This window comes from Arthrobacter sp. QXT-31 (assembly GCF_001969265.1).
Lineage (GTDB): Bacteria > Actinomycetota > Actinomycetes > Actinomycetales > Micrococcaceae > Arthrobacter.
In genome coordinates, this window is the sequence record NZ_CP019304.1 from 740,130 (window position 1) to 760,770 (window position 20,641).

The 20,641-nt window shown below is 67.6% G+C and carries 13 protein-coding genes; 7 read left to right on the forward strand and 6 right to left on the reverse strand.

The features are described from left to right. Window positions 1-59: 59 nt before the first annotated feature. The 5 genes from BWQ92_RS03455 to BWQ92_RS03475 form a co-directional block, all read right to left on the reverse strand. The gene (locus tag BWQ92_RS03455) at window positions 60-6,149 is read right to left on the reverse strand and encodes an Ig-like domain-containing protein (RefSeq protein WP_076798305.1); all 6,090 of its coding nucleotides are present in this window, start codon (window positions 6,147-6,149) and stop codon (window positions 60-62) included. 264 nt (window positions 6,150-6,413) lie between these two features. Next, window positions 6,414-7,634 carry an adenylate/guanylate cyclase domain-containing protein gene (locus BWQ92_RS03460; protein WP_076798306.1) on the reverse strand — a complete coding sequence of 407 codons (1,221 nt, stop codon included), beginning with the start codon at window positions 7,632-7,634 and terminating at the stop codon, window positions 6,414-6,416. Continuing rightward, window positions 7,624-8,223: a PH domain-containing protein gene (locus BWQ92_RS03465; RefSeq protein WP_076798307.1), complete on the reverse strand. Its 600-nt coding sequence runs from the start codon at window positions 8,221-8,223 to the stop codon at window positions 7,624-7,626. Before BWQ92_RS03465 ends, BWQ92_RS03460 begins: the two co-directional genes overlap by 11 nt. Continuing rightward, entirely contained in the window at window positions 8,216-9,247 is a 1,032-nt protein-coding gene (locus BWQ92_RS03470) for a biotin--[acetyl-CoA-carboxylase] ligase (RefSeq protein ID WP_076798308.1), read from the reverse strand. Before BWQ92_RS03470 ends, BWQ92_RS03465 begins: the two co-directional genes overlap by 8 nt. 142 nt (window positions 9,248-9,389) lie before the next feature. Then, entirely contained in the window at window positions 9,390-10,271 is an 882-nt protein-coding gene (locus BWQ92_RS03475; RefSeq protein WP_076798309.1) for an SDR family oxidoreductase, read from the reverse strand. A 230-nt stretch (window positions 10,272-10,501) separates the two neighbouring features. Between BWQ92_RS03475 and BWQ92_RS03480 the strand changes: the two genes are divergently transcribed. The 5 genes from BWQ92_RS03480 to BWQ92_RS03500 all read left to right on the forward strand — a co-directional run bounded on the left by BWQ92_RS03480 (window position 10,502) and on the right by BWQ92_RS03500 (window position 16,458). Continuing rightward, window positions 10,502-12,085 (forward strand): acyl-CoA carboxylase subunit beta, encoded by a 1,584-nt coding sequence (locus BWQ92_RS03480; protein WP_076798310.1) that lies wholly within the window; start codon window positions 10,502-10,504, stop codon window positions 12,083-12,085. After that, entirely contained in the window at window positions 12,082-12,324 is a 243-nt protein-coding gene (locus tag BWQ92_RS03485; RefSeq protein ID WP_076798311.1) for an acyl-CoA carboxylase subunit epsilon, read from the forward strand. The genes BWQ92_RS03480 and BWQ92_RS03485 overlap by 4 nt, the downstream gene beginning before the upstream one ends. A 48-nt stretch (window positions 12,325-12,372) precedes the next feature. Beyond that, complete coding sequence (locus BWQ92_RS03490) at window positions 12,373-14,058, forward strand: DUF885 domain-containing protein (protein WP_076798312.1); 1,686 nt, start codon at window positions 12,373-12,375, stop codon at window positions 14,056-14,058. A 170-nt stretch (window positions 14,059-14,228) separates the two neighbouring features. Then, window positions 14,229-15,632, forward strand: a complete 1,404-nt coding sequence (locus BWQ92_RS03495) for a dicarboxylate/amino acid:cation symporter (protein WP_076798313.1) — start codon at window positions 14,229-14,231, stop codon at window positions 15,630-15,632. Between the two features lie 121 nt (window positions 15,633-15,753). Next, the gene (locus BWQ92_RS03500) at window positions 15,754-16,458 is read left to right on the forward strand and encodes an alpha/beta fold hydrolase (RefSeq protein ID WP_076798314.1); all 705 of its coding nucleotides are present in this window, start codon (window positions 15,754-15,756) and stop codon (window positions 16,456-16,458) included. An 18-nt stretch (window positions 16,459-16,476) separates the two neighbouring features. Here the strand turns inward: BWQ92_RS03500 and BWQ92_RS03505 are convergent, their stop codons facing one another. Then, complete coding sequence (locus tag BWQ92_RS03505) at window positions 16,477-17,073, reverse strand: hypothetical protein (RefSeq protein WP_076798315.1); 597 nt, start codon at window positions 17,071-17,073, stop codon at window positions 16,477-16,479. Between the two features lie 179 nt (window positions 17,074-17,252). Here BWQ92_RS03505 and BWQ92_RS03510 point away from each other — a divergent pair, with 179 nt between their 5' ends. Together BWQ92_RS03510 and BWQ92_RS03515 are read left to right on the forward strand one after the other, a co-directional pair. After that, complete coding sequence (locus BWQ92_RS03510) at window positions 17,253-18,065, forward strand: TetR/AcrR family transcriptional regulator (protein WP_076798316.1); 813 nt, start codon at window positions 17,253-17,255, stop codon at window positions 18,063-18,065. Between the two features lies 1 nt (window position 18,066). Next, on the forward strand, window positions 18,067-20,619 hold the full coding sequence (locus tag BWQ92_RS03515; protein WP_076798317.1) for an MMPL family transporter: 2,553 nt from the start codon (window positions 18,067-18,069) through the stop codon (window positions 20,617-20,619). Window positions 20,620-20,641 lie beyond the last annotated feature (22 nt).

Genomic DNA, 20,641 nt, shown 5'->3' on the forward strand with positions numbered 1-20,641 from the left:
TAGGTTGGTGCTGGTGCGGGATGATGCAGCGGGCTCGGGTGCCGGCCGTGGGCAGGTGGTCAGCATCCGCCGGGCCGCGAACCGTACAGGTCCACGGTGGTCGACTTCACGTACCATCCGCTCTTGGCCGACTCGGTCAGGCGGTACCACGGTGTGCCGTTGCCGTAGATGTCCTTGGTGCAGTCGATGGACAGCTTGCCCCAGGAACGCTCCACCCAGCCGACGCCGCACTTGGCGGGGCTGCCGGGTGTGTAGGAGTCAGGCAGGCCGGGCTTCCCGGGGCAGGTGCGGACGCTGCTGGCGTCGACCTGGATCTGCGACGCCGGCGGCGGCGGGGTCGGGTCGTTGCCGGAGGTTGCATCTGCGCGTCCGATGGCCCCGGCGACCACCGTGACGGCCTTGACCCGCAGGGTCCGGGTCTGGTTCCAGCCGCCGCCGGAAGCGTCGAACCTGGTGGCCTTTCCGACGCTGGTCCAGGCGCCGCCGTCGAGGCTGACCTCGTAGTGGTCCAGGGGCCGCCCGTTGGTGCCTGTGGAATTCCAGGTCCAGTGGACCTGGGGGTCGCCGGTGGCCGACTTCCCGCCGCTGACATTCGGCGCGTTCGGCGGTGCGTACGGGTTTCCCGAGCCAATGGCCTTGGCATCGCCGGACACGTTGTTCTTGGTGGAGGAGGCGATGATGTTGACGGTGACGTCCCGCCCGTTTGGCTGGCCGGTGATGGTCCCGCCGCCGGCGTTGATGGGCCCGGACCCGTAGGCGGTGGACCACCGGTAGCTGATTTCCGACGCCTGCGACCCGTTCCGCTGCGCCTCGGTGAGGGGCGTGAAGGTCACATCCAGCTGGCCGCTCGTCCCGTTCGCCCGTACGGTCCCGCCGCCCACGGTGCCGGGTTTGCCGGCGGCCCTGACGGGGGCGGACTGGGCGCTGGTTCCGGACGTGCCCGCCTTGTTGGTGGCGGAAACGGTGAAGGCGTAGTCGGCCTCGGAGTTGTCCACTGTGACATTCAGCGACGTGCCGGAAGCCACCTGCTGGCTCTTGACCACGGCTCCGCCCCGCAGGGTTGTCAGTGTGTAGGCGGAGACCGCATCGCCGTTGTTGTTCGGGGCCGTCCAGCTGACGTTGACCTGGGACTGGCTGCCCACGGAGCCGGCCCCGGCCGCGCTGGGGGCAGCCGGCGTCGCCGGCACCCCGGCCGGTACCTCGGCAGCGGAGTACGGGCTCCACTCCGACGGATCCTTTGCGTCGTTGCGGGCCAGGACCCGCACCTTGTAGGCCACGCCGTTGGTGAGACCCTTCCAGACGTAGCTGGTGGATGTCAGGTTCTGGATCTGCGGGTTCTGGCCGGCGGGTGCGGGCGAGATTTCCAGATCGTAGGACTTGACCGGAGAGCCCTTGCTGGCCGGTGCCTGCCAGGTCACGGCCAGCTGCTGGTCGCCGAACCTCAGCGCCGGAGCCAGCGGCATGTCCGGCTTGACGTCGGGCCGGACCTCGGCGGAAACCGGTGACCTGTCGGACTCGCCGAACTCATTCGTTGCCGTCACCTGGAAGTGGTACTTGGTGTTGTTGACGAGGTTGTTCAGGGTGCACGAGTTGGCCGGGCAGTCCTGCGAGTAGCCGCCTTCGCCGTAGACCGTGTACTTGGTAATGGGTGATCCCCGGTCCGCCGGCGCCGTCCAGTTCAGCAGCGCCGTGCCGTCTCCCACGCTCTGCGCCTGCGGGGTGGTCGGGGCCAGGGGCTTGTCCTTGACCGTGAGCCGGATCCGGGCGGTGGCGTACCGCGAGGCGTCGTCGGTCTTGTCGCCGACCGTGTAGGACACCACCAGGGTGCCGGAGAATCCGGCCGCGGGCGTGACCGTCACCGAGTCGCCGCTGACGGCGGCAGTGCCCTGCCCTGTCTCGGTGGCGACGCCGATGATCTTCAGCGGAGTCTCCGGGAACGGGTTGGCATCGTTCGCCAGCACCTTGATGGTGACAGGCTTGCCCGCTGCGGCGTTGTCCTCGATGTCGTCGTTCGCCACCGGCTTGGCCCGGTTTGTCGCCGTCACGGCCAACCGGAACGTGGCGGTGGATTCAAGGCCGCGCGGGTCCTTCGCCTTCACCTGCACGGACCCTGCATCGCCAGGCCGCAGGCTGTCCTGGGCCGACACCTTGAGGGTGGCACCGTCGGTGGACACGTTGAAGCCCTGCGGGACCGCGCCGGCGATCTCGTACTTCATGTTGCCGGCGTCGTCCCCGTCGGGGTCGGTCGTGAGTTTGGCCAGGTCCGCGGAGGCCGAGTCACCCAGCGGGACATCAACCGAGCCGCCGAGCAGGACGGGCGGGTTGTTCCGGTTGGGATCGGGCAGCACCCTGGTCCTGATGCTCAGGGTGGACTTCAGGCCGGCGGGGTCGTCCGGGCCGGAGCCGTCCGTCACTTCGAAGGTGATGGATCCGGGGCCTGCGTAGTCCCGGTCCGCGGTATACCTGACGGCCGTGCCGTTGCCGGCCACCGGGTTGCTGCCGTCCGCGCCGATGAGCTTGATCCTGTCGGTCTGGGTCAGGCGGGGCGAGCGGCCGTCCCGGACCTTGACCCATTCGCCGAGGTCAGCGGTCACGGACTGGCCGGCGACAACCTCAAGGACCTCGTCCTTGGCGAGGGTGGGAACCTGCTGGCCGAGGCCCGGCACCCAGATGATTGCCGTCGACTTCTGGCCGTCGACGTCCTCCACCGTGTAGGGCACCAGCTGCGGCTGCTCGGTCAGCTCCACGATCATGTTGCCGTCCGCGCCCGGCCGGGCGGTTTCGGCGGCGCTGCTCATCTTGAGGTTCTCGCCCACGCCGTCGGGGTCTTCGTCGTTTTTGAGCACCGGAACGTCGACGGCGGTCTTGCCGAGCGTCTGCGCGGAGGTCACCCTGTCGTCGCGGGCGATCGGTGCCTGCAGCGGGACGCTGCTGTCCACCACCATCCGGATGGCTGCCTGGGCGGAAGCTCCGCGCTCGTCGGCCACCGTGTAACGGAGGTTGACGCTGCCTTCGGTGGCCGGAGCCTGCAGGAGGATGCGTCCGCTTTGCTTGCTGACGGTTGCCTTCAGTGCGGCGTCGGCTTCGATGCCGTCGCTGACGATCCTGATGGGGTCGCCGTCCGGGTCGGTATCGTTGCCGGCCGCGTCGACGGCGATCTGGCGCCCGGGCCGGACCTTGACCTGGTCGTCCACGGGGGTGGGCTTCTGGTTGGTGTCGCCGCGTGGTGCGATGCCCACGGTGACGGTGCCGGTATTCACGGCGCCCTGCCGGTCCACCACCTTGTAGCGGAACGTATCGGTTCCGGCGCCGTTCCCGGCGGCGATGAAGTCGATGAAGTTGCTGCCCGCCGTCGCCGTGCCCATGCCGGGCGTGCTGTCGATGGCCGTCAGCTGGACGGAGTCGCCGTCGGGATCAATGCCGTCCAGGGGAAAGGGAATGCGCACCGTACCCCCCGCCACCACCCGCGCGGTCAGGTTTTTGGGCTGTGGCCGGGAATTCTCGGCACCCTCCAGCGGCAGGATGTGGATGGTGACGGCGGCGGCGCTCTTCTGGCCCTGCGGGTCCACCGCGTTGTAGATCGCGCGCACGGTCTTGGGCTGGCTGCCGGCGATGAACCGGAGGGTGTTCTCCGAGACGAAGCTTTTGCCGTCCTCCGCGGGAACGGCCTGCGGCAGGACAGCGTCGACCGTCAGCTTTTCACCCTGCGGGTGGGTGTCATTGTCCAGGACGGGGATGGTCACGACGTCGTTCACGCGGACGTTGACCTCGTCGGGCTTGGGCTGCGGCGCTTCCACCACGGCGGGGGCGGGCACGGGCACCACCGACACACTGCCGGTGGCCGAAGCCTTGCCGTTGGACATCGTGTAGCGGAACAGGAACGGGTCCTTGGTGCCGGCGATGTCGGTGATCCGCAGGACGCTGTGGTCGATCACGCTCACCGAGGCGGTGGCGTTCTCGGGCACCGCGACGGACTGCAGGACCAGCACGCCGCCGGACGGGTCGGAGTCGTTGGCCAGCGGGTCCAGCAGGACGCTGCCGCCGACGGGCAGCAGCGCCACGTCGTGGACGGCGACGGGGTTTCCGGAGTCCTTGCCGGATTCCACGTCCACCCGGATGAGGCCCTGGCTGCTCTGCGGTCCGTTGCTGGCCAGGTAGGTGAGGTACACCGGGCCCGGGGTGCGGCTCCTGAAGGTGAAGGTGCCACCGTCGGTGACCGGGCCCAGCTCTGCTGCTCCGCTGGCTTCCACCTGGGCGAGGCGCAGAGCGCCGCCGTTGGGGTCGACGTCGTTCTTCAGGGGCGCGATGACCAGGTCCTGGCCCACCACGGCGGTGACGTGGTCGGCGTTGACCACGGGGGCGAGGGCTCCCGGCGGCTGGACGTTGACCACCACCTTGCCCGTGGTGGTGGCGCGGCCGTCCCAGACGGACACCGTGACGCTCTTCTTTCCGGCCGTGGCGCCGGAGTCCTGGAAGGTGAGCAGGCCGTCGCGGCGGACCTTGACCTGGTCCTGGTCGTTGTCGGCGGTGGCTGACATCAGGACCAGGTCGTCGCCGTCGGGATCGGCCCAGTCGGTGAGGATGTTCTGGCTGACGGTCTTGCCCTGCTCCACGAGGAGCGTGGTGGGGTCGCCGCGTTTGAAGGCCGGGGGCCGGTTCTCGTCAGCTCCGACGACGCTCAGGGTCACCTTGCCGCCGGCGGACAGGCCGCGTCCGTCCGCGGCCGTGTAATCGAACGTCTCGGTCCCGGGCGAGGCATCGGCCGGCACGGTGATCTGGAAGGCGGAGCCGCCGTAGATGCTTTCGATGCTGCCGGCCCGCGGGCCTTCTGCGCCAAGGGAGGCGGTCAGGACGTCGCCGTCGGGGTCGGAATCGTTGTCGAGGACGCTCAGGACCGTGGTGCGCCCGGGACGGACACCGACGGCGTCGGGTTTCGTTTCGGGGGGACGGTTCGGTTTGGTGCGGTCCGGCAGGACGTTGATGGTGTTGTCGTCGGCGGACTCCTCGTCGGGGTCGTCAGCCTGGTTCTTGGGCGGAACAACGTCGTCCCAGTTGTTGACCAGCTGCATGTTCTGGTTGACCAGCCACACGTTGCCCGAGTTCACGTCGTTCAGGACCACGAGGTCGCGGTTGACGCGGAACACGTAGCTCGGTGATGCGCTGGCCTTGGGCACGGCGACGTTCTTGTCGTCCGCGTCATTGGTGCAGTCCCGGACATACTTGTTCGCGCCGGACCATGCCGCATGGATGCAGCCGTCCAGCTGGACCGGCGCTGCCGGCATCCCCTGGCCGCCGAAGGTCACGGTCTTCGCGGCAGAGCCGTTCAGCGGCTGCCTGAGGAGTGCCTTGCCGGTGGCCACAGCCACGGAGTCCGAGGCCGGGCCCGACTGCTGGAGCTTCGCGTCGCGGGCATCGGCCAGCGGCACTTCGCGCCCGCCGGGGAGGAACAGTTTTCCGGCGGCCGCGTCCAGGACCACAGGCTGGTCCCCCACGACGGCGAGCTGGAGGTCCCCCGCGCCCTTCAGCCCGTCCCACGTGCTGGTGTCGGTGCCGGTGGCTGCCCCGGAGGCGTCCACCGTGGTCACTGTCACCTGCCCCGTTTTCGGGTCGGCCGAATAGATCCGGTCATCCGGACCAACGGCGGACACCAGTCCCTGGGAACCGGCCACCGCGGGCTCGGTCGACTCCTCGTCGAAGGCATTGACCGTTGACGGTGACATCGCCCACATCTTGCCGGAAGCAGGATCGGTGACTGAAATGACGTCGGCGCCGAAACTCACCTGGGCCGAGCCGGGGAGCTTCTTGTCGCCGCCGAGCCGCATGTTGGCGGCGGATACCTGGTTCAGCGTGGCGCCGGATTCGTCGTCGACGAACACCTTGCCGGCGTTCTGCAGGACATCGAAGGTGGTGCTGGCCGGGGTCACGGCACCGTCAAGCACGCGCGAGGGGTAGTTAAGCCGGCCGACGGCATTGCGTGCCTTGCTGACCACCCAGACGCCGCCGTCGTTAAGGTCAACCTCGGTTGTCTTGAACCCCGGGTAGATCACGGCACCGGCCACCAGCGCTGCAGCAGCAGCGGAAAAGACGGTGCCGGTGACGATCTTGTTGCGGCGGTTCCTCAGCCCCAGCCTGCCGAACAAAGTTGACACAGCGTTATTATTCCCCTGAAATCCCAGCCGCCTGAGCGCGGCTTACTAGCCCCTGATGTTCATCAGGGGCCGGTGACAGTCCGCCACTCCCCCGTAGAGACGCCGGAACAATTTTCGAGTCTCGACTATGACATGGGCGCTGGCGGCTTGTCCAAGAACAGCCCTCCGGCCGTCCGTTACCCCGCCAGCCTACCCGTGCAGTCCCCTCCGGGCGATGGGGAGGACTGCCCACGCCGCGCCTGGTGCGGGAACGTGGCCCGGCGCCTAGTCCAGGACCAGGCCCTGGCCCCGTCCCCGTGCCAGCGTGACAGGCTGGATCTCACCGAATCCCCGGACGTTCTCCACGTTCTGGGGAATCAGCACAAACCGCTCGTCCTGGTCCAGCGCCGCGGCCGTCATGGAGTCGACCAGCACAGTGCCGGGATCGGCCAGCGTGGTCAGGCGGGCGGCAAGATTGACGGTGGGCCCGTAGATGTCGCCCAGGCGGGAGAGGATCCTCCCCCACACCATGGCAACGCGGGCCTCGGGCAGGATCTCGTCCCGGGTGAAGGCCTCGGCCAGGGCAAGGGAGATTTCAGCACCCGCAGCCGGCGTCTCGGCGATGTAGAGGACTTCGTCGCCCACCGTCTTCACCAGCCGGCCGCCGCCCACCGAGATGATCTCGGCGCACTTGTTCTCGAAGCGCTGCACCAGCTTGGCCAGGGTTTTCTCGTTCATCCGCCGCGAAAGGCTCGTGTAGGAGACCAGGTCGGCGAAGCCCACGGCACGCGCCAACGGAAGCGGCGCATCGTCCTCGTCGCCTTCGCGGCCTTCCTCGCTGGCCTGCAGGCCGGCTTCGGCCCGGACAGCCAGCCGCTGCACACCGGCGTTGAGCTGACGCCGCCAGGAGTAGACAAGCATCTCCTCGAGGGGGTCCACCAGGGCAGGCAACTCATGGACCAGGCGCTTGCGGGCCTGGGCGTCGGTGAGCCCCTGTTCATGGACCATGTCCTCAACCAGGGCCTCGATCTGCCACACCACCATGCGGTCCGTCATCTGCCCGATGGCACGGGTCACGGAAATGGCCGCTTCCTCGGTGAGCTTCCCGGCCCGGACCATGCCCACGGCCGTGGAAAGGGCGGCCTGGTCGCGCTCCGTGAAGGCGACGTCGTCGTCGCCCCAGTTGGGAAAGCCCAGGGCGCGCCACAGCTTGCGTGCCGAGAGCAGCGACAGACCTACGCCGGCGGCCACCTCGCGGCGGCGCAGCTTGCGTTCACCGCCCAGAAGCTTTGATTCGAGGGCCTTGGCTGCAATGCGCTCCGCGGACATGGTGCCAGTGGGCGGATTTTCGACGACGGCGTCCGCCACCTCCCGGTGGCCGCTGTCCTGCGCCCCGGACTCGCCTGCGCCGGCTTCCTCTGCCCCGGCTTCCTGCATGCCGCTTTCAGGCATGACTGCCTCCTGTGTACCCGTCTCCTGGCCGCCGCGCTGATCCTCATCGTTCATCTCTTCCACCTTCTCTCACATCCCGCGGAAACCGGTCGCCGGGCTCATCCGGCGCCTGACCCAATCCAAATGGTTCCTCGTCCGGAAGCTCGTCAAGGGCGTCCAGCAGGAACCTGTGGAAGGTGGCAACTTCCGGCACATCCTTCAGCACTGCGCCGAAATGGTGCCCGGCATCCAAGGATATATTCCCTGACCGCAACATCCGCTGGAGCATCGACTGGCTGATTGTGACATTACGCACTGACGCCAGGAAAACCTGCCGCTCGCGGCGCCTGAGCAGGCCGAAGCGCGCCAACACCCGCTGGCTGGTCAGGAAGTACCGAGTGGCCTGCCACCTCAGGAGCCGCGGCAGGCAGTAGCCCAACAGGACCCACAGCCCGGCCAGCACACAGCCGGCCACCGCCCAGAACGTCCATTCCCGCGTCACAGCCGGGGCCAGCGCCGACAGGCCGCCACGGATGATCCAGGCGCTCGCGAAGGCAACAAGGGCTGGCACCACAATGAAAACCACCGCCGGGAGGAACAGCACCCTGGGCTGCGGGCGGGTCACCACAATGACCTGCTCGCCGGGGAGGAGCTCTTTACGCATAACCGCTTTCGCCGGACCCCTGTTTGTCAGAGCCATGCTTCACAGTGCTGTGCCCCGCCGGGCCGGGCTTTGCAGCCCCATGCTTGCCCTGCTCCTGCGGGGACCACGGCCGCAGGTGGACAACGTCCCCCGCTGTCACCACATGCTCGTGGGCGGAGGCGTCCACCACCAGCAGGGAGCCCGAGTCATCAAGCCGGGAGGCGTGGCCGATGATTTCGTGGTCACCGGGAAGCTGGGCACGGACCTGCTGGCCCAGGGTGACCATCGCCATCTCGACCCGCTTGTGCAGCGAGGGACCGCCGGCCAGGCCGGCCGTGGCATCGCCGTCGGCGTTGCAGAAGCTGCGGTAGAGCGAACAAAAACGCGAGAGATAGCTTTTCAGGAGGGCGGTCCGGTCAACCGTTACGGCACCCTCCAGCTGGACTGACGTGGCGGTGGGCACCGGCAACTCATCCTCCGTGAGTGTGACGTTCAGTCCGGTGCCAAGGATGACGGGCGGCACGGAGCCGTCACCCATCGGTCCGAGCTGGGCGAGGATGCCGGCGATTTTTCCACCCCGCACCAGGACGTCATTCGGCCACTTCAGCTCGGCGGGAAGTCCCGCAGTCTCATCCAGCGCATCGCGCAGCGCGACGGCGGCCAGGAGGGACAGCCATGAGTACGTCTCGGTAGGCAGCGGCTGGCCGTTGGAATTCGCCGGCCGCAGCACCACAGACACCAGGACCGAGCTGCGGGCGGGCGCCTCCCAGGAGCGGTCGAGCCGGCCGCGGGCGGCAGTCTGGTGCTCCGCGGTCAGGACTGCCAGGTCCGGCCAGGCCTTGGGGTCCGCGGTCACGGCCTGCAGAAGATCGGCGTTGGTGGACCCCGTGGTCTCCACTACCGCCAGCTGCGCGATGCCGGTGGCGGCGAGGAAGTTGGCGTCGGACAGGGCTTCCCGGTCCAGGGCCGGCCGCTCGGGCAGGCCCGTCGTTCCGGTCGGGTTCTCCTGCGGTCCACGGCTATCGTCAGGGCGTGCGGCATCCATACCTGAATCCTAGCGACTCGCCGGGCGGCACGGCCGGGAAAGCCTGCGGCCGGGTCGGCTGGAAGCGCGAACGTACACTTGTGGCCCCAATTCCGGGTGGAAACGGGGCCACAAGTGTACGTTCGCGCTGTGCGTTCCAGGTTCAGAGGAAGATGTCAGGGACGAGGTCAGCTTCGGCGGCGCCCAGGCTGTAGGGACGGAAATCCGTGACACCCGCGGCTCCGAGGACCTGCTCGTCCGTGTAGAAGTTGCCTGTGTTGCTGGTGCCGGCCGCTGTCCCGGTGAGCACGGCGTGTGCCGCGTCAGCCATGATCTCCGGCCTGCGGGCTGCCCGGACCATCGACTCGCCGCCTGCCATGTTCCGGATGGCGGCCGTGTCGATCAGCGTCCGCGGCCACAGCGAGTTGACGCAGATGCCGTCGTTCCTCAGTTCCTCAGCCAGCCCCAGGGTGGTCAGGCTCATGCCGTACTTGGCCAGGGTGTAGGCCAGGTGCCGGCCCGCCCACTTCGGGTCGAGGTTCAGGGGCGGCGAGAGCGTGAGGATATGGCCCGCGGTGGAATTGCGCAGTGCCGGCAGCGCAAGCTTGGAGAGCAGGAAGGTACCGCGGACGTTGATGTCCTGCATGAGGTCGTAGCGCTTCATGTCCACGGCATCCGTCGGCGAGAGGTCGATCGCGGAGGCGTTGTTGATTACGACGTCGATCCCCCCGAAGCGGGCGACGGCGGCCTCCACAGCGCGTGCGACATCACGGTCGTTCCTGACATCCCCGACCAGCGGCAGTGCCCTGCCGCCGGCGGCCTCCACTTCCGCGGCGGCGCTGTAGACCGTTCCCTCAAGCCTGGGATGCGGCTCGCCGGTCTTGGCCAGCAGCACCACGTTGGCGCCGTCCCGGGCGGCCCGCCGGGCGATGGCGAGGCCGATGCCGCGGCTGCCGCCGGACATCAGGATGGTCCGGTCCCGGAGGCTGCCGGCGGCCCGGTAGGGCGTGGCCGGAACAGGCAAAGCGTCGTTGCTCGAAGTCATAGGGACACTCTAGCCGGGATTTGTTACCCGCGAGTAACATTTGAGCTTCCGTCGACGCCACGGACGAAAATTGTAGGAACCCTACAGCGGTCCCGGGAATTTGCGTCACTAGACTAGCCATCAAGGCCTTGGATTTGTACGGATGCTACTTAAGCCGGCAGCCAACGCCCGCGTCACGCTGCCGCAGCAGAACAGCTACAGCACAACAGCTACAGAGCCGGAGACCCTTCATGAGCCACGATCTGACCACGACGGCGGGAAAGATTGCCGATTTCCGCGACCGCCAGGCACGTGCAGAGCAGCCCTCCGGCCCCGAAGCCATCGAGAAGCAGCATGCCCGCGGCAAGAACACCGCCCGCGAGCGCATCGACCTGCTGGTGGACCCGGGCTCCTTCGTGGAGTTCGACGCGCTGGCCGTGCACCGCTCCACAGCCTTCGGCATGGAGAAGAAGAAGCCCCTGGGTGACGGCGTGGTGTCCGGCTACGGAACCGTGGACGGCCGGCTCGTGGCCCTCTACAGCCAGGACTTCAGTGTCTACGGCGGCTCCCTGAGCCAGGTCAACGGCGAAAAGATCGTGAAGGTCCAGGAGTTCGCGCTGCGCAACGGCTGCCCCGTGGTGGGCATCAACGACGGCGGCGGCGCGCGGATCCAGGAGGGCGTCGCCTCGCTGGCCATGTTCGCGGACATCTTCCGCAACAACGTGCACGCATCCGGCGTGGTGCCCCAGATCTCCCTCATCATGGGCCCCTGCGCCGGCGGCGCAGCCTACTCCCCCGCCCTGACCGATTACGTGGTCATGGTGGACAAGACGTCCCACATGTTCATCACCGGCCCCGACGTCATCAAGACCGTCACCGGCGAGGACGTGGACATGGAGACCCTTGGCGGCGCCCGGCAGCACAACGCCACCACGGGCACCTCCACCTACCTGGCCTCCGACGAGGCCGACGCCATTGAGTTCGTCCGGGAACTGCTGGACTTCCTGCCCTCCAACAACCTCTCCGAGGCGCCGGTGCTGGACCACCAGCAGGAGCTGGAACTCGACGACGACGACCTCACCCTGGACACGCTGATCCCGGATTCCGCGAACCAGCCGTACGACATGCGCAAGGTGATCGAACAGATCGTCGATGACGCCCACTTCCTGGAGATGCAGGCGCTGTACGCGCCGAACGTGATCATCGGCTACGGCCGGGTCGAGGGCCACACGGTGGGAATCGTGGCCAACCAGCCGCTGCAGTTCGCCGGCACCCTGGACATCTCGGCCTCCGAAAAGGCAGCCCGCTTCGTCCGCCACTGCGACGCCTTCAACATCCCCATCATCACCCTCGTGGACGTTCCGGGCTTCCTGCCCGGCAAGGACCAGGAGTTCCAGGGCATCATCCGCCGCGGCGCCAAGCTTCTCTACGCCTACGCCGAAGCCACCGTGCCCAAGCTCACCGTGATCACCCGGAAGGCCTACGGCGGCGCCTACATCGTCATGGGCTCCAAGAAGCTCGGTGCCGACCTGAACCTGGCGTGGCCCACCGCCCAGATCGGCGTAATGGGGGCCCAGGGCGCCGTCAACATCCTCTACCGGCGCGACCTCGCCGCTGTGGCCGAGGCCGGCGGCGACGTTGAGGCAAAGCGCGCCGACGTGATCCGGCAGTACGAGGAAGAGCTGCTGAACCCGTACCAGGCCGCCGAGCTCGGGTACGTCGACGCCGTCATCGCACCCTCGGACACCAGGCTGCAGATCATCAAGGGGCTCCGGGCGCTGCGCGACAAGCGCGCGAGCCTGCCCGCCAAGAAGCACGGAAACATCCCGCTGTGAGCGCCCAGAATCAGGCAGCTGAGCCTGCCGAAGACGCCCAGCCGGCCCAACCCCTGTTCTCCGTCACCAAGGGCGAACCGACGCCCGAAGAGCTGGCGGCGCTTACCGCCGTCGTGCTTTCCCTTGGGCCGGCAGCAGCCGGCCCCGCCAAGCCCAGCACGCGGCAGTGGATGCGCCGGCAGCAGCTGCGGCTGGGACCAACGCCGGGTCCGGGCGCCTGGAAGCGCAGCCGGGGCTAAAATTCAGTAAGTCTTTCATAACTGGAGCCTCGCGATTAGTCTCGTGGGGTGACTACTGAATCTGCCGTCCCGGCACGCCCCCGGACCGCCATCGACGCCGTCGCCGACGCCCACACCGATACCCTCATTGCCCTGAACCCCAGCCTGGCCACCACGCTCGGCATCCCCGGGCACGACACCGAGTTCCAGGACTTTTCTCCTGCCGGCATCAGCAGGTTCGCCACGGCGGAACGGAAAACCCTGGAAGCCCTCGAGGGGCTGGAACCTGTTGACGACGTCGACGCCGTCTCCCTCGACGCACTGCGCGAACGCCTGGGCCTCCAGCTTGAGATCCACGAATCTGGCTGGGACCTGGCGGAGCTGAACAACATCGACTCCCCGGCCCAGAACATCCGCTCGATCTTCGACCTCATGCCCACGGACACCGAGGAACACTGGTCGAACATCGCGGGCCGCACCCACAGCGTTCCCGCAGCCATCGGCGGCTACATCGAGTCCCTGCGTACCGCCAAGGACGATGGCAAGGTTTCAGCGCGGCGGCAGGTGTCGATCGTGATCGAACAGACCACCAAATACGCGGCGGAGGACGGCTTCTTCGCCAAGCTCGCGGCAGAAGCCAGGACCGCGGACGGCCCGCTGCCGGCGGCGCTGCAGGAGAAGCTCGACGCCGGTGCTGCCGCCGCCCGGGCGGCGTATGCCAGGCTGGCCGAATTCCTGAAGGAGGAGCTGCTCCCGGTTGCCCCGGAGAAGGATGCCGTGGGCCGGGAGCGCTACGCCCTCGCATCGCGGGTGTTCCTGGGCGCCGCCGTCGACCTCGAAGAAACCTACGCCTGGGGCGTCGAGGAGCTCGAGCGGATCATTGCCGCCCAGGAACGGGTCGCCGCCGAAGTCAAGCCGGGTGCCTCCATCGCGGAGGCCAAGGAGATCCTCAACAGCGATCCCGCCCGGCAGCTGAAGGGAACGGATGCCCTGAAAGCATGGATGCAGGAGCTGTCCGACCGTGCGGTGTCCGACCTTGCCGGCGTCCACTTCGAGATTCCCGACGCCATGAAGACACTGGAATGCCGGATTGCCCCCACCGACGAGGGCGGCATCTATTACACGGGGCCTTCGGACGACTTCAGCCGGCCCGGACGGATGTGGTGGTCCGTGCCCGCAGGCGAGGACACGTTCACCACCTGGGCCGAGACCACCACCGTGTTCCATGAGGGCGTGCCCGGGCACCACCTGCAGGTGGCCACCGCCGTCTACCAGCGCGAACTGCTTAACAGCTGGCGGCGCAACGTCTGCTGGACCTCGGGACACGGCGAGGGCTGGGCCCTGTACGCAGAGAAGCTGATGGAGGAACTCGGCTACCTCAAGGATCCGGGCGACCACATGGGCATGCTGGACATGCAGCGGATGCGGGCGGCGCGGGTCGTCTTCGACATCGGCGTCCACCTGGAGCTCGAGGTCCCCGCACGCTGGGGAACGGGTACCTGGACGCCGGAGAAGGGCTTTGATTTCCTCAAGGCCAACCTGGACATCAGCGAAGGCCAGCTGCAGTTCGAGTTCGCACGCTACCTCGGCTGGCCGGGCCAGGCCCCTTCCTACAAGGTGGGCCAGCGGCTCTGGGAACAGATCCGTGCGGAGCTCGAAGCCCGGCCGGATTTTGACCTCAAGGCGTTCCACACGAAGGCGCTCAACATCGGCTCCGTGGGCCTCGACACCCTCAAGCGGGCCATGCTCGGCTAGGCACCCCTCTGGGGGCGAGATGTTTGCCACACCACCCGCGGGAATAACTTCATAAAAGTGCGGGGTGGCGGCGTTTTTCCGGGCGTTCCGAGTCACCTACCCACCGGGAGCAGCGTAATATTTCTCAATATCGACTGGAAGCTGTATTTTATGCGGCCTAACTTGTTGGGGTGAGCAATCAAACCACTTCATCCACGGCCGGCCGTCCCGGCTTCCAGCTGCCCCGGTGGGCAGGTTCCTTCGGCTTCCAGATCATTGCAGCCCTGATCGTCGGGCTGGGGCTTGGCCTGCTGGCAAAGTACACCGGCAGCACCAAGGCGGAGCCCAACGGGCTCGGCGCGACGCTCCAGACCATTGGCTCCAGCTACGTGTCGCTGCTACAGACCGCCGTCGTGCCGCTGATCTTCACGGCCGTGGTGAGTTCCATTTCCAACCTGCGTGAGGTCTCCAACGCCGCGCGGCTGGCTTGGAACACCCTTCTGTGGTTTGCCATCACATCCCTGGTTTCCGTGCTGATCGGCATTGGCCTGGGCGTGCTCCTGCAGCCCGGCGCGAACACCGGCATCTCCGGCGACGCGGAGTACGACGGCAAGCAGGGCGACTGGTGGGCGTTCCTCATCGGCCTGTTCCCGAAGAACTTCCTGGGCCTCGGCGCCAGCTCCACGGTCGCTGAGTCCGGCGCCGTGACCACGTCCGTCAGCTTCAACGTCCTGCAGATCCTGGTGATCGCGATCGCCGTCGGAATCGCCGCCCTCAAGGTGGGCAAGCAGGCTGAGCCGTTCCTGGCCCTCAATGCCTCGGCCCTGGCCGTCATCCAGAAGGTCCTGTGGTGGATCATCCGCATTGCACCGCTGGGCACCGTGGGCCTGATCGGCAACGCAGTGGCCGTGTACGGCTGGGACACCATCGGCTCGCTGGGCAAGTTCACGGCGGCCATCTACATCGGCCTCGCCCTGGTGCTGTTCGGCGTCTACCCGGCCCTGGTCCGCTTCAACGGCCTGTCCGTCAAGCAGTACTTCTCCGGCGCCTGGCCCGCGATCCAGCTGGCCTTCGTGTCCCGCTCCTCCATCGGCACGCTGCCGCTGACCCAGCGCGTCACCGAGCGCAACCTCGGCGTCGCCAAGGGCTATGCCTCCTTCGCCGTGCCGCTGGGCGCCACCACCAAGATGGACGGCTGCGCGGCCATCTACCCGGCCATCGCGGCAATCTTCGTGGCCCAGTTCTTCGGGATCCAGCTCGACTTCAGCCACTACCTGCTGATCGCCCTGGTCGCGGTCCTCGGATCCGCAGCCACGGCCGGCACCACCGGCGCCGTCGTCATGCTGACGCTGACCCTCTCCACGCTGGGACTGCCGCTGGCCGGCGTCGGACTCCTGCTGGCGATCGACCCGATCCTGGACATGGGCCGCACGGCTGTCAACGTGGCGGGCCAGGCACTCGTGCCCACCATCGTGGCCAAGCGCCAGGGGATCCTTGACGAAACCCTGTACAACGCACCGCGCACCGGAGAGGCCTTCCGCGAGGAAGAGGCCCCCGCCGCCGTCGAGCCCGAGCTGGCCGGCTCAAAGGCCTGACACAAGCCACATGAGTGTGCCCCGGGATGAACTGCTCAAAGTTCACCCGGGGCACACTCATTTAAATCAGCCCGCCCGGATGGGTCCCCCTTCGGCAGGCGCCGAGGGTAGGGTACGGGGCATGGACATCATTCTGGTTCCCGGTTTCTGGCTCGATGGCTCATCCTGGTCCGGCGTCACTCCCCCGCTGGTGGAGGCCGGCCACCAGATCCACGCATTGACCCTTCCCGGGCTCGAGGCCAAGGACGCCAAACGGTCCGGCATTGGGCTTCGCGACCACATCAATGCGGTAGTGGAGGCCATCGACGGAATAGAAGGTCCCCTGGTCCTGGTGGGCCACTCCGGCGGAGGAGCCATTATCTACGGCGCCGTGGACGAACGCCCGGACCGCGTCGTCCGGGCCGTCTATGTGGACAGCGGCCCGCTGGGCGAGGGCGGGGTCATCAATGACGAGCTGCCGGCCGAGGGTGACGAGATACCTCTGCCGCCGTGGGACGTGTTCGACGACGCCGACCTCACCGATCTCGACGACGGGTTGCGGGAGGCCTTCCGCGCACGGGCCATCCCGCAACCCAGGGCTGTGGCCTGCGACAAGCAGCATCTTCACGACGTGCGCCGCTACGAGGTCCCGGCCACGGTGATCGCCTGCGAGTTCCCGTCCTCCCTGCTGACGGAGTGGATGGACGCCGGGCACCCTTACGTTGAGGAGCTCGCCCGTATCCGCGACCTCGAACTCGTGGACCTTCCCACCGGCCACTGGCCGCAGTTCACCAGGCCTGCGGAACTCGGGGCCGCAATCCTCGCCGCCGTCGACCGCACCGGCTAACGCACTACCGGGCCAAACCTAGTGGCCGCCGATCACGCCCTTTTCCACGGCCTTGGCGACTGCGTCCGCCTCGGCCTGGGTGAGCGTCCCGTCCCGGACCGCCTGGTCTAGCCGGCCCTTCAATGCTGCCGCCCGGTCCGTCTGCGCCTGGGTGCGGAGCTCCTCGAGGGCGGCCTTGACCTTGGCTTCCTCGATCCCCAGCGACTTGGCCAGTGACGCTGCCAGCGCTGCCTCCCTCGCCGCTTTGTCCGGCTTGGTCCCGTCGGCGGACCGGCCGGGCGGGTGGTTAGCGTCGCGGAATGCCCTGAGCGCATCCTCCACCCTGGACTGGTCCACCCCCAGCTTTGCCGCGAGGGCCGCCGCGTCCCGCCCCAGGACACCGTGGCCGCGTCCATTCCCATGGTGACCGTGTCCGTGGCCGTGGCCGTGCCCATGACCGTGCCGGCCGACATCCGAACGCGGCGCGTCAGCGGGAGGGCCGGCCGGGCTGCTGGACGGTGGGGAGGGCGTGGGAGTGGCTGTTGTCGCGGCCGCCATTCCGCTGACACCGAATCCGGCAGTCAGTGCCAGGGCTGTCGCGCCCAGCCCGAGAGCTACTTTTCTTGAACGCTCCATGGTTCGCTCCTCGATCCGCCGGCCTGAAGCACCATTGCCGCGCCAGCATGGAAACAGGATGCACCCGGCTCCTCAAGAACACCTCTTGCCCTGCTGTGAAGATGCTGTGAATCCAGGGGTGAAACCCATGCGTGGACCTCCAGTTGCGCAGAGTGCAAACTTGCACGTAGTGTAACTGGGTGTCCACTTCCACTTCTTCCCCGTCGCCGTCGCCTGGTTCCGTTCCTGCAGAGGCCGGCGGGCCGGTCTCCCGGCGCGAGCTGAACAAAGCAGCCACCCGGCAGGCCATCACCGATTCCACGCTTGCCCTCCTGCGGCAGAACGGCCCCGGCAACTTCACGGTCGAGGACATCGCAGAAGCCGCAGGCATCTCACGCCGGACGTTCTTCAACTACTTCAGCAGCACAGAGGCGGCCATCGCCTCGGTCACCAACGGTTTCCTGGACAGCGCCCTCGAGCAGTTCCGCCGCCGTCCTGCGGATGAGCCCATCATCGAGTCGGCGCGGGCCGCCCTGGTGGCGCTGGCAGATCCCATGACAGTGGCTCCGCTGGCCGAGCTGTTCGGCCTCACGCAGGGAAATCCCCTGATGGCACGCTCCGAACTGGAGGCCTGGGACCACTGCACCGAGCAGATCGTTGCAGCCGCCCGCGAGCGTTCGCCCCAAGGCACCGGGACCGAACAAGGCACCGGGTCTAAGCAAGACTCCGGGACCAGGCAAGGCTCCGGGACCGGACAGCCCCCGGCAGCTGATCAGGACGAGCTCTATGTCCGGGCCCTCGCAGGATCGGTCGTTTCCTGTGGCAAGGCAGCGATGGACGTGTGGTTCCGCCGCTGCGGTCCCGACCTCTCCCCCGAATCCCTGGCCATCCTGCGCCAGCTGCTCATCGATTCGATGGCCCTGCTCGGATCCGGTTTTGCCGGGCCTGCACCGGGTGTCCCGTCGACTGAATCTTCCGCCCAACCTTCCACCCGCAACGCAGAACGGTCCTGACATGGCACTTCTCCTATACCGCCTTGGCAAGTTTTCCTATCGCCACCGATGGCTCGTCGTCGCGCTCTGGCTGGCGGTCCTGCTGGCCGTCGGCGGCGCAGCCGCAGCTTTTCGCGGCACACTGTCCAACAATTTCCAGATTCCCGGCACGGAAACCCAGCAGATGGCGGACAAGCTCCAGAAGGAGCTGCCGGCGTCGTCCGGAGGCTCCGCCGGGGTTGTCTTCCAGGCCAATGATGCCCAGTTCAGCCAGGCAGGCAAGGAGGCGGTGTCCGCGGCGCTGACCAAGCTTGAGACCCTCCCCGATGTCCGGGGAACCGTCGACCCGTTCGCCACCCAGGCCCAGCTGGACAAGGCCGCCGGAGACCTGGCGGACGGTGAAGCCAAGGCGGCTGCCGGCAAGGAACAGCTGGAAAAAGCTGCCGCCGAACTGGCAGCCGGCAAGGAACAGCTCGCCGCTGCCGAGGCGCAGATGACGGCGGCCGGGTTCCCGGCGCCAGTCATCGAGGCACAGCTGGGCCAGCAGCAAGCCGCCCTGGCCGCCGGCCAGGAAAAGCTCGACGCCGGGACCAGGGAACTGGAGGCAGGTGACGCAAAGCTGGCACTCGCCAAGCGCCAGTTGGAGGCGTCCACGGGAATGCGTTTCGTTTCCGAGGACGGCAAGGCCGCCATCGCACAGGTCCAGTTCAAGACCTCCATCAACGGGCTGGACCCGGAGGTGCGCCAGGAAGTCCAGGACATCGTGCACCAAGTCTCATCGGCAGGGGTTACCGCCCTGCCAAGCAAGGAGATCAGCGAGGACGTTTCCGAGATCTTCGGCGTGGCCGAAATTATCGGCATCGCCGTGGCGGCACTGGTGCTGATCATCATGCTCGGAACACTGGTCGCCGCCGGGCTGCCGCTGCTGATGGCGATCATCGGCGTGGCGGTGGGCGTAGGCGCCACCATGGCGCTGAGCAGCGTCGTCGACATGAGTTCGATCTCCCCAATGCTCGCCCTCATGCTCGGCCTCGCCGTCGGCATCGACTACTCGCTGTTCATCGTCAACCGCCACCGCGGTCAACTGCTGGCGGGCATGGAGGCCGAAGAATCGGTGGCCCGGGCCACCGGAACCTCCGGCAATGCCGTGCTCTTTGCCGGCCTCACGGTCATCATCGCCCTCGCCGCTCTGGTGGTTCCGGGGCTGCCGTTCCTGGGGGTCATGGGCGTGTCCGCGGCCGCGACCGTGGCGGTTGCCGTCCTCGTCGCCCTGACACTCACCCCGGCCATCCTCTCCCTGGTAGGCAGGAAGCTGATCTCCAAGCGGGCCTGGGGCAAGGCCGAGAAGCACAATGCCGACCCCAACAGTGAGGTTGAAGACCGCGCCAAGGACGAACACCGCAGCAGCCACGGCTGGGGCGGACTTGTCACCCGGCACCCGGTGCTGGCCATGCTGGCCGGAGTCCTGGCGCTGGGCATCGTGGCCCTGCCCGCCGCCCAGCTCCGGCTGGCGCTGCCCGACGGCGGCTCCGAACCCGTCGATTCCCAGGCTTTCCAGGCCTATGACGCCACCAAGCGCAGCTTCGGTGAAGGAATGACCGGGCCGATCATCGTGGTGGGTGACTTCCCGGACGGCCTGAGTGAGGCGGAGGCCACGGCCAAGCAGCTGGACGTCGCGGACATCCTGCGGAAGACCGAAAACGTCACTGCGGCCATCCCGGTGGCGCTGAGCGAGGACCGCGGGACGGCGGTGTTCCAGGTCATCCCGAAGGAAGGCCCGGCCAGCGCCAGCACCGTGGATGTGGTCTCCGACATCCGTGCCGAGAGGTCCGAAATCGAAGATGCCACCGGCGTCAGCATCGGCCTCACCGGCCAGACCGCCGGCAACATCGATGTCTCGACCAAGCTGGGCGACGCCCTGCCTTCCTACCTGGCCATCGTGGTGGGGCTGTCATTGATCCTGCTGCTGCTCGTGTTCCGCTCGATCGTGGTGCCGCTGCTGGCGACCGGCGGGTTCCTGCTGTCGCTGGCGGCCGCGTTCGGCGCCGTGGTGGCCGTCTACCAGTGGGGCTGGCTGGGTCCTGTGTTCGGCGTCGACAATCCCGGCGCCGTGCTGAGCTTCCTGCCGATCATCCTGATCGGTGTGCTGTTTGGCCTGGCCATGGACTACCAGGTGTTCATCGCCTCGGGCATGCGCGAGTCCTTCATGCATGGCGAGTCCGCAAAGCACGCCGTCCGTTCCGGGTTCAGCCATGCCTCTGCGGTGGTCACTGCCGCTGCCATCATCATGGTCAGTGTCTTTGCAGGCTTCATCTTCTCGCACCTGAACATGGTCCGGCCGCTTGGCTTTGCGATGGCGTTCGGCGTGCTGGTGGACGCCTTCGTGGTGCGTATGACGATCGTCCCGGCCGTCATGTACCTGCTTGGCGACAAGGCCTGGTGGCTGCCGCGGTGGCTGGAACGCATACTTCCGGACGTGGACGTGGAGGGCGCCAAGCTCGGCAAGCAGGTCCCCGCGGCGGCCGACTCGAACCCCGAGCCGGAGGCCGAACCCGCGGAGGCCGCCGCCCGCTGAAAAGCGGCGATGAATTAGGCTG

What these genes read in the sequence shown, in the direction of transcription:
- BWQ92_RS03475 (WP_076798309.1), bottom strand. Translation starts at nt 10,271, where the DNA reads ATGACTTCGAGCAACGACGCTTTGCCTGTTCCGGCCACGCCCTACCGG.
- BWQ92_RS03470 (WP_076798308.1), bottom strand. Translation starts at nt 9,247, where the DNA reads ATGGATGCCGCACGCCCTGACGATAGCCGTGGACCGCAGGAGAACCCG.
- BWQ92_RS03505 (WP_076798315.1), bottom strand. Translation starts at nt 17,073, where the DNA reads ATGGAGCGTTCAAGAAAAGTAGCTCTCGGGCTGGGCGCGACAGCCCTG.
- BWQ92_RS03500 (WP_076798314.1), top strand. Translation starts at nt 15,754, where the DNA reads ATGGACATCATTCTGGTTCCCGGTTTCTGGCTCGATGGCTCATCCTGG.
- BWQ92_RS03515 (WP_076798317.1), top strand. Translation starts at nt 18,067, where the DNA reads ATGGCACTTCTCCTATACCGCCTTGGCAAGTTTTCCTATCGCCACCGA.
- BWQ92_RS03460 (WP_076798306.1), bottom strand. Translation starts at nt 7,634, where the DNA reads ATGAACGATGAGGATCAGCGCGGCGGCCAGGAGACGGGTACACAGGAG.
- BWQ92_RS03480 (WP_076798310.1), top strand. Translation starts at nt 10,502, where the DNA reads ATGAGCCACGATCTGACCACGACGGCGGGAAAGATTGCCGATTTCCGC.
- BWQ92_RS03465 (WP_076798307.1), bottom strand. Translation starts at nt 8,223, where the DNA reads ATGCGTAAAGAGCTCCTCCCCGGCGAGCAGGTCATTGTGGTGACCCGC.